Origin of the sequence: Haloarcula sp. CGMCC 1.6347 (assembly GCF_037078395.1) — an archaeon.
Lineage (GTDB): Archaea > Halobacteriota > Halobacteria > Halobacteriales > Haloarculaceae > Haloarcula > Haloarcula amylolytica.
The window spans coordinates 1,251,159-1,265,048 of sequence record NZ_JAYMGX010000002.1 but is presented as its reverse complement, the minus strand read 5'-3'; the positions used below and the strand labels follow the sequence as shown (position 1 = coordinate 1,265,048).

Here is a 13,890-nt window from a genome sequence, read left to right as displayed (position 1 = left end):
TAAGTTTCTGGTTCGGTGGCGGGATGCGTCATCATAGGTGTACCCACACTGTCGGGCGTCTACCAGATCAGTATCAGAGGTGATACCCGACGCATAGCAGATGATATATTCACGGACAGGTCTCAAAAATGGGATGAGTATATCGTCCATCAGATCGCCTGAAAATGCCGTTCTCTGGCCAATATGTTCGTATATGCCTCAGTCAGTAATTCTATATATGTGGCAGCTTTTTGTATAATAATTAGAAACCGGCGGACGAATGGTGAGCCAACGCTTTCGTCCGTCCCGGTTCCGGGTTTCACGGTTCGTCCCGGATGCTATCCGGAAACGATTCGTCAGGAAGTTTCTCGCGGCCGTGCTAGTGGCAGTACTGGTCGCCGGTGGCATCGGAGCGGCGTTCTACGTCGACACCACGCGAACGCTCGACCGCCGTGTCGAGTCACAGGTCGTCTCGACCGCCGAGTTACAGGCGGACGGTCTCGACAACTGGGTCGACGGTTTCCGCCGGCAGACCCGAACGCTCTCGTCGGTCAAGGAGTTCCAGAACGGACAGCCGGGCGTCATCAAGGACTATCTCCTGCTAGAGTCGAGTGACCTTACCTCCGAGTTCGTCGCCGTGCATTACGTACAGGCGTCGGACGGGACGGTGGAGGCAAGCACCGCGAACGGGATCCGCGGGCAGACACTCGCCGAGTTGGGTGTACCGTGGGGCTCGGAGATGGCGGGGGTCGACAGCGAAACCGACACGTCGGGGGCCGTCGTTGTGCCGGAAGAGCCCTACAAGTCGCCGGTGACCAACGACAACGTTCTCGCGTTCGTCAGTTCGCCCCCGCGAAACACCGAACACGTCGTCGTCGTCGAAGCGAACCTCTCCGCCCGGACCGAGGAGTTCCGCGGATCGATGACCGACGGTGAGACGACAATTCTCGGACCGGACGGGTCAGCAGTCGTCGGCCAGAGCGTCCCCTCGGCAACGGCCACGGCGTTTGCGAGCGGCGACGGGGACGGGTTCGAGCAGTCCTCGGGAACGGTGTACGGCTACGCGAACCTCGATAGCGTCCGCTGGACTGTCGTGACCCAGGTACCGGCGTCGAGCGCCTACGCCATGCGGAACCAAATCGGGACCAGCCTCCTCCTGACGCTCGCGTCCGCGCTGGTCGTCCTCGGGGGCGTGACCATCGGCATGGGGAAGCGGTCGGCGACGACTCTCTCGGACCTCGCCGAAACGGCCGACAGGATGAAAACAGGCGACCTCGACGTGACGCTCGACACGGCCCGCGACGACGAGATCGGCCGCCTGTTCGACGCGTTCGACGAGATGCGTCGGTCCCTGCGGGAGCAGATTACCGACACCGAACGGGCCAGGGAAAGCGCCGAGTCAGCGAGGAGCGAGGCGGAATCGGCCAAGCGGGAAGCCGAATCGGCTCGCGAGGACGCGCTGGAACTCAGTGAGCAACTGCAGGACCGCGCCGCGGCCTACGGTGACGTCATGGACGCCTGCGCCGACGGCGATCTGACGGCGCGGATGGCGACAGACGCGGACAACGAGTCGATGACCCACATCGCGACGACGTACAACGCGATGCTCGACGAGTGGGAGGACACCATGCGCGAGGTCCGGACATTCAGTGAGTCGGTCCAGGCCGCCAGCGGGACTGTCTCCGAGAACGTCGCCGCGGTCCACGACCGCAGCACCGGTGTCAAGGACTCGGCGACGGAGATGGCCGACGGCGCGGAGGCCCAGTCGGCGAAGCTCGATACCGTTCTGGCGGAGCTGGAAGACCTCTCTGCCACCGTCGAAGAGGTATCGACCGCCGCCGACACCGTCAGGGACCGCGCCGACGAGGCGCTCGACCGGTCGCAAGACGGGCGCGCGGCGGCCCAGCGTGCAGCGACGGCCCTCGACGAAATCGAGATCTCGACCGGAGAGACCGTCGTTCAGGTCGAGGAACTCGACGCGCTGATGAGTGAGGTCGAAGCCGTAACCGACCTCATCGCGGACATCGCGGACCAGACGACAATGCTCGCACTGAACGCAAACATCGAAGCCGCCCGTGCCGGGACCAGCGGTGAGGGCGACGGGTTCGCCGTTGTCGCCGACGAGGTGAAGGCTCTCGCAGACGAGACGGTCGCCGCGACCGACGACATCGAGACCGCCATCGGCGAGATGCGCGAACAGGTCGAACGCACCGTCGACGAGATGCACACCACTCAGTCGAAGGTCGCCACCGGGGCCGAGACCGTCGGCGAGGCGCTGGCGGCGTTCGACGGCATCGTCGACGACATCGAGGACGCGACCACCGGAATGCGGGAGATCGACAGGGCGACCGACGAACAGGCGGCGTCCACGCAGGAAGTCGTCTCGATGGTCGAGGGAGTCGGCGATATCAGCGACGCCACAGCGACCGAAGCGGCAGCCGTCGCCGACGCGGCGACCGAGCAAGTCACGGCCGTCGATAGCGTCGAATCCTCCGTCACACAGCTCTCCGAGCGCGCCACTGATCTCGGGCAGCTGCTCGAAGCGTTCACTGTCGACGAAGAGCTCGGTAGCATCGACGGTGAGACCGACGTGTTCGATGCAGCGATCAAGAACCAGACAGAAGTAGAGTCAACAGGAGACGACTGAGCGGTCAGCGGCTCTCCGACGAGGACCCTACCCAGCCGTTAGTCCTCGAACCCGTCTTCGAAGACGAACGTCCCGTTCCGCTGGACGACTTGCACCGACCTTTTTCGGCGTCGGGTCGCCGCTGGCGACCGCTCCTTGAAAACGTCGATGAAAAGGCCGACCGCTCACTCCGTTCGCGGTCGGTACTCAGTCCTCGAACCCGTCTTCGAAGACGAACGTCCCGTTCCGCTGGACGACTTCGCCGTCGACTTCGATGAACGAGTCCTCGCTCATGTCGACAATCATGTCGACGTGGACTGCCGACTCGTTTTGCTCGTTGTCCTCGCCAACCGTCTCGTCGTAGGCTCGCCCTACCGCCATATGAACGGTGTCGCCCATCTTTTCATCGAACAGCATATTGTAGGAGAACTGGTCGATATCCCGGTTCATTCCGATACCCAGTTCGCCGAGTCGGCTCGCACCGTCATCAGTCGACAGCACCTCTGTCAGGAGGGCCTCGTTCTTGGCGGCGCTGTGCTCGACGACTTCGCCGTCCTCGAAGCGGAGGAATACGTCGGTCACTTCTCGGCCCTGGTGGTACAGCGGCTTGTCGAACAGCACCTCGCCCTCGACGCTGTCGGAGACTGGCGCAGTGAACACTTCACCGCCGGGCAGGTTCTTCTCGCCGTAGTCGTTGAGCGTCTCGTTGCCGGCGACAGACATCGTCACGTCCGTCGTCTCCCCCGAGACGATGCGGACTTCCTCGGCGGGGTCGAGTATCTCGACCATCTGTGCCTGGTGCTCGCGAACGGCGTCCCAGTCTTTGAGGACGGCGTCCCAGACGAAGTTCTCGTACCCCTCTGTGGAGGTCTGGGCGAGCTGGGCGTTCGCGGGCGCGGGGTACTGCGTGAGACACCAGGTCTTCGAGAGCCGCTCGTTCAAGAGTGGCTGCTGGGACTGCTGGTAGGCGGCTGTCGTTTCGGGGTCAACGTCGCTGGTCTCGGTGACGTTGTCGCTGCCCTTGATAGCGATGTACGCGTCCATCTCCTCGTACAGCGCCTCGATGTGGCTCGGTGTCTCGAACTCGTCCCGGTTGCGGAGGTAGGCGCGCCGGAACCGCTCGCCGAGACGGTCCTGCACGACAAGCGGGTTCGCGCCGCGGTCGGCGGCGAACTCGTGTAGCGCGGTGACGAGGTCCGAAGCCTGCGGGTGGGCGTCGATAACGAGGTTGTCGCCTTCGCTCAGGTCGATAGAGTGGTCGACGATGACTTCCGCGTGTTCGCGAATACGTGGGTCCATACAGATAGGCACCACCGACGGCCCCTAATCGTTACCCTCCCGGCTACTTCTTCTTGCTCTGCTGGAACCCCTCTTTGAATCCCTGGAAGGTCCGCCGGAGCATCAGATACATAAAGAAGAAAAACAGGAGCACAGCAGCGAGGAGTGCGTAGGTGAGCAGGTCAGCCATACCGGCGGTTGTCGAGCCGACATCAAAGTCCTTTCGGGAGACCCGCCTTCGGGCGTCTACCGGTCGATATCGGAGGGTAAAATACGGGTTTGACCGATAGCTACAACGATCACTGTGCTTTGGCAAAGACTCATAATCCCATAGAACATACAGATAGTCATGTCGTTGCTGCCCTCTCGGGACCCGGCGACCCCGGACGCCGAACCCCGAGTAATCGGTGTCGACAGTGATGATGCGGACGACGTGCTGTCGGCACTCTCGGCAGAGACAGCGCGCAACTTACTGTCAGAGCTAAACAAGGAGCCAGCACCGCCGTCGGAGCTGGCCGACCGGGTGGATACGTCGCTACAGAACGCACAGTATCACCTGAAAAAACTCAAAAACGCCGGTGCGGTCGAGGTCGTCGATACGGCCTACTCCGAGAAGGGACGCGAGATGGACGTGTTCGCGCCGGCCAACCAGCCGCTCGTTATCTGTGCCGGCGACGAACAGGAGACGTCGGGGCTGCGGGCGGCGCTAGCGAACATTATCGGCGGGCTCGCGATCATCGGCTTCGCCAGCCTGCTGGTCCAGCAGGTGTTCGGGAACGGGCTTGGGTCGCTGTTCGGTGGCCCGACAGTGTCCTCCGGGAGTGCGGACACTGACCCCCGGAATCCGAGTCTCTACGCCGAGAACGCAACCGTGACGGACGGCGGCTTCGAGGCCACTGCGGGCGCGCTCGACACCGCCGCACAGGGCGGCGCTGAAGCCGCCGCTGCTGTGATTCCGCCGGGACTGGCGTTCTTCGCCGGCGGCGCGTTCGTCATCGCAGGCATGGCTGCGCTGTGGTACATGCGCCAGTAGCTGTCTGAGGTTACATTTGCTCCGAGATACACAGAACCGCCCAGAAACGTCTCTACGGTACACTTACCGTTCGACGATAGTCGTCGATATCGGCGTGCCATCCGGGGAGCGGAGACGGACGCGAACGTCGCCGGCCACGACATCGAGTTCTGCGTGGGCCGGCTGATAGCGCCGCGGGTCCGCGTAACTGCCAGGATTGACCAGCGTCCAGCCGCCGAAATCAGTCAGTACGGGTTTGTGCGAGTGACCGACGACGACGACATCGGCGTTTTCCTGCCGAGCCAGCATCCCGAGGGCGGTTTCGGTGTGCTCGTGGCCGTGGACAACGACGATGGTCAGCCCCTCCCAGGAGACGGTCGCAACGTCGGGGAGGCGGGCGCGGACCGCCGGTCTATCGTTGTTCCCGACGACGCCGGTCAGTTCGTCGCATTCGGCGTCGATAGCGTCGAGGACCCGCTCGGTCATGAAATCGCCCGCGTGGAGAACATGGTCAGCCTCGCGGACAGCATCGAGCGTCCGACCTGACAGTCGATGGTCGTCCGTCCCGTGCGTATCTGAGATGACAGTGAGCATACCGCCGGTAACGGAGCCAGGTATAAATCCAGAAGCATTTTGCGTGATGGATGTGACGGAAAAATAATGGCAGGGAGCAAATCAGTCGTCATCGCCGCACTGATAGCCAACGGCGCGATTGCGATTTTGAAGTTCTTCGGCTTCCTCCTTACTGGGAGTGCCGCGATGCTGTCGGAGACGTACCACAGCATCTCAGACACCGGAAATCAGGTATTCTTGCTCATCGGGATTCGGTTCAGCGAGCGGGAGCGGGACCGTCGCCACCCCTTTGGCTACGGCAAGGCGCAGTTCTTCTACAGTTTTCTCGTCTCCGTGTTCCTGTTCGGCATCGCCGGCTGGGAGAGCGCGAAACACGGCTACAACCAACTGACCGCCGGCGGGCACGGCGGCGGTGGACACGCCGGCGAGGCGGTTGAGTTCCTGTTTTTCTCCTTCCAGCCGCCGGCATGGCTGGACCCGCTGTGGGTCAACTACACCGTCCTCCTCGGTGCGTTCGTCTTCGAGACGTACGCGCTGATAAAGGCCCGCGCCGAAATGAAACGCCAGATCGACCGGAACGACTGGTCGGGCTACCGCGAGGCGTTCCGCAAGACCAGCGACGTGACGACGCTGACCGCGCTCACTGAGGACACCATCGCGCTGGCAGGTATCGTCATCGCGCTGGTCGGCCTGTTCCTCGAACAGCAGACCGGCAACCCGTTTTTCGACCGGATCTCCGCGCTGCTCATCGGGATTATGCTGATGGGCTTCGCCCTGGCCCTGGCCTGGGAGAACAAGCGCCTCCTGTTGGGGGAAAGCCTCCCGACGGACGAGGAACAGCGACTCCGTGACGTCATCATGCAGAACGAGAACGTGACGGGGATCATCGGCTTCCGGACGGTCTACTTCGGGCCGAACGAGGTCATCGTCTTCGCGGACCTACAGTTCGACCCGGCACTCGATACTGAGTTGATGGACGACGAGATAACGACCCTCGAATCAGCGATGCAGGACACTAACGGCGACATCAGGAAAGTCTACATCGAGCCGGAGTCGTAGGGGTCGCTGTCTTCGAGCCACCACGGAATCGGGACGCGCTCGGTGTCGGTCGTGACCGTCACTGTCGTATCGATGTCCGGCCGGTCCGGTCGACGTTCGGTGTGTTCGACGTATCTGATTACCCCCTGTCGGTCGACGTACAGCCGCGACCGCCCGATTTCGGACTCGTTCTCGCCAATCGGCGTCTCGACCGTCTCCGTCGCGGCCAGAACAGCGACCGGCCGTCCGTTCCACTGGAAGGAATCCACCTGCCGGTACTCGGTATTCGACAGGAGTTGTCGGAGCAGATTAGTCCCGGCTGTCGAGGTGACCAGCGACGTGTTCGGTGTCGCGGGCGTGGTGGCGTACGGCGTATCGGGATCGTCTCGGACGTTGGTGTACACCGTCCCGTTGGCGAGGACCACGTCGTCGGATATCGGACCGAACCGCCGTCTGACGCGCTGGACCTCTCGCTCACGGTCTACCCAGACGTCGAGCGTGTTCTGTGGCCCCGCCTGTTCGACATGGCGGTGGAAGCTCCGGGTCGAAAGCACCTGCTGGTGACGGTCCAGTAGTCGGTCCACGTCGACGGTTCCGTTGCTAGTCGGGACTGTCACTGTCGCGTCCGGCGAGCTAGTGGGGACGGGCGCTGGCGTCACCGGGTCGCCGCCGTCCGCTGTCGACCCGGCCGAAAAGAGCCCGGAACAGCCCGCGAGAAGCGCGATGGCGACAGTGAGCGTGACACGCCACATACGTTTCAGGAAGGGCGCTCGCGGCAAGTAGCTGTGGGCCGAACCCTTTTGCCGGTGAACGGCCAATCGAGAGTACGTGGCAACGACGGACGACGGCTACATGCGGTTTTTCCCCTTCGAGGAGCCGTACGACCATCAGCAGGAGGCGATGGGAACGATATACGATGCCCTCGACGAGGGCCGGGATGTGCTGTTCGAAGGGGCGTGTGGGACCGGCAAGACGCTCGCCTCACTGGTCCCCGCGCTGGAACACGCCCGTGAGACGGGCAAGACCGTCGTCATCACGACGAACGTCCACCAGCAGATGCGTCAGTTCGTCGAGGACGCCAGAGCGATTACCGCCCAGGAGCGACTGCGAGCGGTTGTCTTCCGGGGGAAAGGGTCGATGTGTCACATCGACGTGGACTACGAGGAGTGCCAGGCGCTGCGGGATACGACCCGTGACCTGGTCGAAGTCGAGAGCGACATCGCCGAACTCGAACAGCGCGAGGGGGAACTGCTCTCGGACGGCCAGGCGGGCAGCAGCGAGGCGATGGAGGCTCGGAACGCCGTGGTCGAGGAACTCCGGGATCTGCAGGACGAGCGTGAGGAAATCGAAACCGAGCGGTCGACCTGCGACCACTACTACCGGAACCTGACCGTCGACACCAGCGAGTTCTACGCGTGGCTGTTCGACGACGTGCGGACGCCCGACGACGTGTACGAGTACGCTCACCAGCAGGGGCTGTGTGGCTACGAACTGCTGAAGGAGGGGATGGACGGCGTCGACCTCGTGGTGTGTAACTACCACCACCTGCTGGACCCGACCATCCGCGAGCAGTTCTTCAACTGGATCGGCCGCGACCCCGAGGACATCATCGCCGTCTTCGACGAGGCCCACAACGTCGAGTCCGCCGCCCGCGACCACGCCCGGCGGACGCTCACCGAGAACACGCTCGATCAGGCGCTGGAGGAACTCGACAGCGAGGAGGACGCCCGAACGGACGCCGCGGCCAACGTCATCGAGACGTTCCGGGACGCGCTCGTCGAGGCCTACGAGGACTCCTTCGAGTTCGGTGGCCGTGCGGCCGTCGACGAGCACTGGGACGACATCACCATCGCCAACGACGACCGGAAGGACGACCTGACGCTTGCCTTCCTCCAGGGGTACACCGGCCCCGGCTTCCACGAGGAACTGGACCGCGCGCTGGAACTCGGCCGGGACCTCGACGCCCGCTACCAGAAGGCGTTCAAAGAGGGCGATCTGGACACCAGAAAGGAGTGTCAGACCCTGCAGGCCGCCGGCTTCATTTCCGACTGGCTCGACGAATCGGACGACACCGGCCAGTATCCCGTGGTCAGCGTCCGCCGCGACGAGTCGACCGACGACGTGTACGGCCGCGCGGAGCTGTACACCTGCATCCCCGAGGAAGTCACCCGCGACCTGTTCGAGGACCTGCACGCGGCGGTGCTGATGAGCGCCACGCTCCGGCCGTTCGACGTGACCGAGAACGTGGTCGGCGTCGAGGACCCGGTAACGATGGCCTACGGCGCGCAGTTCCCCGAGGAGCGCCGCCGAACCTACGCCGTCGACGGCCCCGCGCTGTTCTCCAGCGAACGGGACGACCCCCAGACCCAGCAACGCATCGCCCGCACGCTCGAAGACATCGTTCGCTTCACGCCCGGCAATACGCTCGTCTTCTGTCCCTCCTACAGCGAGGCCGAGCGCTACCACGACATGACCGCCGTCAGCGCGACGCGGTATCTGGACGAACCGGGAACCCAGGCGCGTGACCTCCGCGAGGCCTTTACCGACGGCGACGACGGAGTTCTGTACACCTCGCTGTGGGGGACGCTTGGCGAAGGGGTGAGCTACGACGGCGACGACGCCCGGACGGTCGTGGTCGTCGGCGTTCCCTACCCGCACCTCGACGACCGGATGGACGCCGTGCAGGACGCCTACGACACGACCTTCGGCGATGGCGAGGACGATGCCGGCTGGCGCTACGCCGTCGAAATTCCGACCGTCCGCAAGACCAGACAGGCCCTCGGTCGCGTGGTCCGCTCGCCGGACGACTTCGGCGCGCGCATCCTGCTGGACAAGCGCTACACCGAAGCCGCCGAGATGGAGATGCACGACTACGCCGTTCGCGGAACTTTTCCGCCCGAGGAGCGCCGCGAGATGGTCGACATCGGCCCCGAGAAACTCAAGTTCGCGATGCTGAACTTCTATCAGGACATGGACGCCTACGACGGGCCGCCACCGAAGCCGTAGAGCGGATCTGTGACGTCTTCCCGTGAGTCCGTTGCATAAAGAGCCTCAGACTCAGAGAGGGGTGCTGCTCCCTGCTCTTGTCGCTGTGTTCGTCACAGGATAATTTTAATTTTGATGTCAATTTGATCATAAAGTTGTCGATACGTCGGATCGTTTGCAAGGATTGGAAAACTGCTCGTGACTTTATTCTCCGGTGTTTTGAACCGGACGTCCTGAGAAAGTGCGATGAAACCAACGACAGACATCTCACGTCGCGAGTTCGTCACGGTGGCCGGCGCAGTCACTACCAGTGCGCTAGCGGGTTGTTCCGGGAGCACCGTTGAAACAACGGAATCAGCGATGGAGACCACTGATGGGAGCACAACAGGCGCGAATACGACCGATGGCGGAGCAACAGAGACAAACGACCTCGTCAAGGCTATCGATAGCCAGGCAGTTCCGTTCGAACTGAGATCCTCGTCCAGTGGGCTCGACGACATCGCCACCCGACTCGCTGAGACGCCTATCGTCGGGATCGGAGAGAGTTCACACGGGGTGAAGGAATTCAAAGCGATCCCTCGACAACTCGTTCAGCGACTGGTCGGCGACCACGGCTACCGTCTGGTGGCGATAGAAGGGACACTCGGGGACTTCGCTCCCGTGAACGCGTACGTCACTGGCGGGGAAGGTGACCTCGACGCGGCGCTGTCGTCACTCGAATTCTACTTCTGGCAGACCGACGAGATTCGCCGGCTGTTCCAGTGGCTACGGGAGTTCAACGACGGGCGACCCAGTGCGGACCAGGCTGTCGTGCGGGGGTACGATGCCCAGTTCTATCACATCAACGCGAGGGCCATCCGGTCGTACCTCGATAGCGTGGACCCGGAGTATCTGGCGGAGATCGAGGACTCGCTCGAACCGTTGACGACGCGGTTTCAGGCGACCGATCCCTCCGCGGTCGCGACCGATTCCCAGGTGGCACTGATCGAGGATCTCGAAGAGCGGCTGCGGACCCACGAGAGTCGCTACGTGGAGCAGCGTTCGGAGACCGAGTTCCGGCTTATGCAGCGCCACGTCTGGACGCTGGAGCGAGGGCTACGGTTCGTGGAGAAACTCGCTGCCGAGGAGTACACACAGGGTAAAACGATCCGAGACGCAGCGATGGCCGACAACGTCGCGTGGCTCCGTGAGTGGACGGGTTCGGAGCGCGCCATCGTGATGGGGAACGCCAACCACACGATGAGAAATGTCGGGGACGCATCGGAGAACGGAGCGCGAATGGGGCAGCACCTGACAGAACGGTTTGGCTCGGACTACTACTCGCTCGGACTGCTGTTCGGGTCGGGTTCGTTCGCAGTGCCGGCAAACCACGAGAGAACCGAGTTCGAGACGTTCGACCTCGGTGGCCCAGTCGCCGAGACGCTGGAAGCGACGCTGGCGGAGGCGTCACACCCACAGTTTTTCCTTGATTTCGAAGACGTACGGGAGCGGGACTCGATCGACCGCTCGGTCGCGAATACGTCGAAGATGCAGGTGACGGCCCCGAAGGCACCCCAAAAAGGTGCGATGGGGATTCCAGTACCTCCCTACGAACTGATGGATGGCGTCGTTTTCGTCCGCGAGGTCTCGCCCGCAGCGTTCTCCGGGTCAGCGTAGCCACAGCGAAGTCGTCTTTTTACAAACCGGTCACGACGGCTGGTTCAGGTTCGCGTCAGTATGTCCCGTATTCGCGGCGACTGCTGGTGCTCCCAAATCAGGACCCGAGAGAGGCGCTGTGAGACCGGTCCGGCGAGATGGAGAGCCCACTGCGGATCGTCGGATACCCGCTCGGCGTTGTCGGTTGACCAGCCGAAACCGGATGTTTTGAAACCCTCCACGCGAAACTCGGGGGCAATGCTAGTCGCTTTCGACTTCGACGGGACGCTCTCCGATTCGGAGATGACGGTCCTGCTGGGGAGCCAGAACGGGACGGCCGAGGACATGGCCGACATCACCGAGCGCGCGATGAACAACGAAATCGAGTACGCCGAGAGCCTCCGCCAGCGGTGTGCGCTCCTCGAAGGTCTCTCCGAGGAGAAGGCACAGGACGCCTTCGACGAGGTCGCCCTGCGCCCCGGTGCGGCGCGGGTCATCGAGGCGCTACGGGACGCCGGCGTTTACGTCGCTATCCTCACCGGAGGATTCGAGCGCGGCGTCGAGGCTGCACTCGAAACGGAGGGGGTCGAGGTCGACGCCATCGTCGCCAATCGGCTGGTTATGCAAGACGGGGAACTCACCGGCGAGGTCCGCGGCCCGCTCATCACCGGAACGAAAGACGACGCGATGGAGGTCGTGACCGCAGTCACCGGCGAGGACCGGGACACGACGGTCGCCGTCGGCGACGGAGCCAACGACCTGCCGATGCTCGAAGTCGCAAACCTGGCTATCGGCTTCGATCCGAAGCCGGCCGTCGCCCCGTCGTGTGACACGTCAGTCGAGACGATGGATGAACTGTACGACCTGCTGGAAGCCGAAGACGTCCTGTAGCGCAGTTTCCGCGCTCGCGCTCCGGATAGCGCATTGAAGCCGTTCTCGCCGCTGAACAGTATCGGATGAGAGATTGAAGCAGGGAGAGGCACGCTCCCCACGGATGCGAGCATTCGTTGTCGGACCAATGACAGAGTATGGTTGAGCGTGAACCGACGCGTGCTCGCTATCGGCGACGGTTCATTGAATACATTATCCTCTCCCGTAATAAACCTAGTGAACAGGAGGATTCTTGCGCCGCTTTGGTACGAGTGTCCAGATATTTTCCCCAGAATACTGTATCTTCGGTTAGTTGGTTGCCTGACCGATAGCCTGATCGAGGTCGGCTTTGATGTCCTCGACAGATTCGGTCCCGACAGAGAGACGGACCATGTCGTCGGTGACGCCAGCAGCGGCCTTCTCCTCGTCGGTGAGTTGCTGGTGGGTGGTCGAGGCCGGGTGGATGATGAGCGTCTTCGCGTCGCCGACGTTGGCCAGCAGTGAGGCGATCTCCGTCGATTCGACAGTCGTTCGGGCGGCGTCGTACCCCGCTTCGAGGCCGAACGTTATCATGCCGCCGTAGCCGCCGTCGAGGTACTCGCTGGCGGTGTCGTGGGTCTCGTGGTCTTCGAGGCCGGGGTAGGTGACCCACGAGACTTCGGGGTGGTCCGCGAGGAACTCGGCGACACCGATCGCGTTGTCGCAGTGGCGGTCCATCCGCGCGGGCAGCGTCTCCAGGCCCTGCATCGTCTGCCAGGCGTCGAAAGGCGACTGCTGGCAGCCCAGGTCCCGGAGACCGCGGGCGATGGCGGCGTAGGTGAAGGCCGCGTCGTCGAATCGCTCCCGGAAGTTGACGCCGTGGTACGCGGGGTTGTCGCCGGCGATTTCGGGGTATTTGTCGGCGTGTTCCTCCCACGGGAACGAGCCGCCGTCGACGAGCACGCCGCCGACGGTGGTGCCGTGGCCGTGAATCCACTTCGTCGTGGAGTTCCAGACGAGGTCGGCCCCGTGCTCGATTGGGTTGCAGAGGTACGGGGTCGCGAAGGTGTTGTCGACGAAGAAGGGAACGCCGTGGTCGTGGGCGATCTCGGCGAGGCGCTCGAAGTCGGGCGTGACGAGCGACGGGTTGCCAATAGTCTCACAGTGGACGTAGGCGGTGTTCTCGTCGATAGCCTCGGCGTAGGCGTCGTAGTCGAGCGTGTCGACGAAGCGGGTCTCGACGCCGTTGCGCGGCGCGGTGTGGGTGTAGTAGGTGTAGGTGCCGCCGTACAGCGACGACGCCGTGACGACGTTGTCGCCGACGTCCGCGAGCAGGAACGTCGCCAGATTCAGCGACGCCATTCCCGACGCGGTGGCGACCGCACCGACGCCGCCCTCCAGCGCCGCCAGCCGTTCCTGCAGCATGCCGACGGTGGGGTTCATCAGCCGCGAGTAGATGTGGCCCGGCTTCTCCAGTGCGAACTGCTTTGCGGCGTCCTCGGCGTCCTCGAAGACGTAGGAGGTGGTCTGGTACAGCGGCGGCGCGCGAGAGCGGGTCTCGGCGTCCGGCTCTTCCTGCCCGACGTGCAGCGCGTCGGTTTCGAATCCGTGGTCTTGGTCGTCACTCATACACCCCGCTTTCGCCTGATAGGTCTTAATAACAGCCACACCGGTCAGCCCCGCCACTGCTACGAGATACCGGTGATTCTTCGCACTAATGCCGAATGGGTTCGGCCATGGGTCGACAGGGTACAATCTGGGCGGTGCTGTCGAGACAACGTACAAACAGGCGGACGGCCGGGAGCGAGTGGTGCGACGACTGTCGCACCCGAAGCGACCCGGGGAAGGGCAGGCCTGCGGTCGTGCCGGGCGGTTAGCATACCGGTCGCCTGGCGACCGGTTTCACCGGACGCGA

Annotated in this window: 11 protein-coding genes; 6 read left to right on the top strand and 5 right to left on the bottom strand. The window is 63.3% G+C overall.

The genetic code is table 11. The features are described from left to right. Nucleotides 1–259: 259 nt before the first annotated feature. On the top strand, nucleotides 260–2,626 hold the full coding sequence (locus tag VI340_RS14930) for a methyl-accepting chemotaxis protein (protein ID WP_336358641.1): 2,367 nt from the start codon (nucleotides 260–262) through the stop codon (nucleotides 2,624–2,626). Nucleotides 2,627–2,812: 186 nt separating this feature from the next. Here the strand turns inward: VI340_RS14930 and VI340_RS14925 are convergent, their stop codons facing one another. Together VI340_RS14925 and VI340_RS14920 are read right to left on the bottom strand one after the other, a co-directional pair. After that, nucleotides 2,813–3,904 carry an aminopeptidase gene (locus tag VI340_RS14925; protein WP_008307175.1) on the bottom strand — a complete coding sequence of 364 codons (1,092 nt, stop codon included), beginning with the start codon at nucleotides 3,902–3,904 and terminating at the stop codon, nucleotides 2,813–2,815. 43 nt (nucleotides 3,905–3,947) lie between these two features. Next, nucleotides 3,948–4,073 (bottom strand): DUF7859 family protein, encoded by a 126-nt coding sequence (locus tag VI340_RS14920; protein WP_004959992.1) that lies wholly within the window; start codon nucleotides 4,071–4,073, stop codon nucleotides 3,948–3,950. Nucleotides 4,074–4,232: 159 nt separating this feature from the next. On the opposite strand from VI340_RS14920, the gene VI340_RS14915 reads away from it, so the two are divergent. Further along, nucleotides 4,233–4,916, top strand: coding sequence for an ArsR/SmtB family transcription factor (locus tag VI340_RS14915; RefSeq protein ID WP_008307176.1), 684 nt, complete (start codon nucleotides 4,233–4,235; stop codon nucleotides 4,914–4,916). A gap of 63 nt (nucleotides 4,917–4,979) precedes the next feature. On the opposite strand, the gene VI340_RS14910 is transcribed toward VI340_RS14915, so the two are convergent. After that, complete coding sequence (locus VI340_RS14910; protein ID WP_336358640.1) at nucleotides 4,980–5,489, bottom strand: metallophosphoesterase; 510 nt, start codon at nucleotides 5,487–5,489, stop codon at nucleotides 4,980–4,982. Nucleotides 5,490–5,555: 66 nt separating this feature from the next. Between VI340_RS14910 and VI340_RS14905 the strand changes: the two genes are divergently transcribed. Next, nucleotides 5,556–6,527, top strand: a complete 972-nt coding sequence (locus VI340_RS14905; RefSeq protein WP_008307178.1) for a cation diffusion facilitator family transporter — start codon at nucleotides 5,556–5,558, stop codon at nucleotides 6,525–6,527. Here VI340_RS14905 and VI340_RS14900 read toward each other — a convergent pair. Next, nucleotides 6,506–7,258, bottom strand: coding sequence for a hypothetical protein (locus VI340_RS14900; RefSeq protein ID WP_008307179.1), 753 nt, complete (start codon nucleotides 7,256–7,258; stop codon nucleotides 6,506–6,508). The two genes, VI340_RS14905 and VI340_RS14900, sit on opposite strands and share 22 nt — an antisense overlap. 76 nt (nucleotides 7,259–7,334) lie before the next feature. Between VI340_RS14900 and VI340_RS14895 the strand changes: the two genes are divergently transcribed. The 3 genes from VI340_RS14895 (at nucleotide 7,335) to serB (ending at nucleotide 12,017) form a co-directional block, all read left to right on the top strand. Beyond that, on the top strand, nucleotides 7,335–9,512 hold the full coding sequence (locus tag VI340_RS14895) for an ATP-dependent DNA helicase (RefSeq protein WP_008307180.1): 2,178 nt from the start codon (nucleotides 7,335–7,337) through the stop codon (nucleotides 9,510–9,512). Nucleotides 9,513–9,737: 225 nt separating this feature from the next. Next, entirely contained in the window at nucleotides 9,738–11,147 is a 1,410-nt protein-coding gene (locus VI340_RS14890; RefSeq protein ID WP_049942754.1) for an erythromycin esterase family protein, read from the top strand. 237 nt (nucleotides 11,148–11,384) lie between these two features. Continuing rightward, a complete protein-coding gene (serB, locus tag VI340_RS14885) occupies nucleotides 11,385–12,017 on the top strand; it encodes a phosphoserine phosphatase SerB (protein ID WP_336358639.1) in 633 nt (210 codons plus the stop codon). Nucleotides 12,018–12,305: 288 nt separating this feature from the next. Here serB and VI340_RS14880 read toward each other — a convergent pair whose 3' ends face one another. Beyond that, nucleotides 12,306–13,604 carry an O-acetylhomoserine aminocarboxypropyltransferase/cysteine synthase family protein gene (locus VI340_RS14880; protein ID WP_336329526.1) on the bottom strand — a complete coding sequence of 433 codons (1,299 nt, stop codon included), beginning with the start codon at nucleotides 13,602–13,604 and terminating at the stop codon, nucleotides 12,306–12,308. Nucleotides 13,605–13,890: the final 286 nt, after the last annotated feature.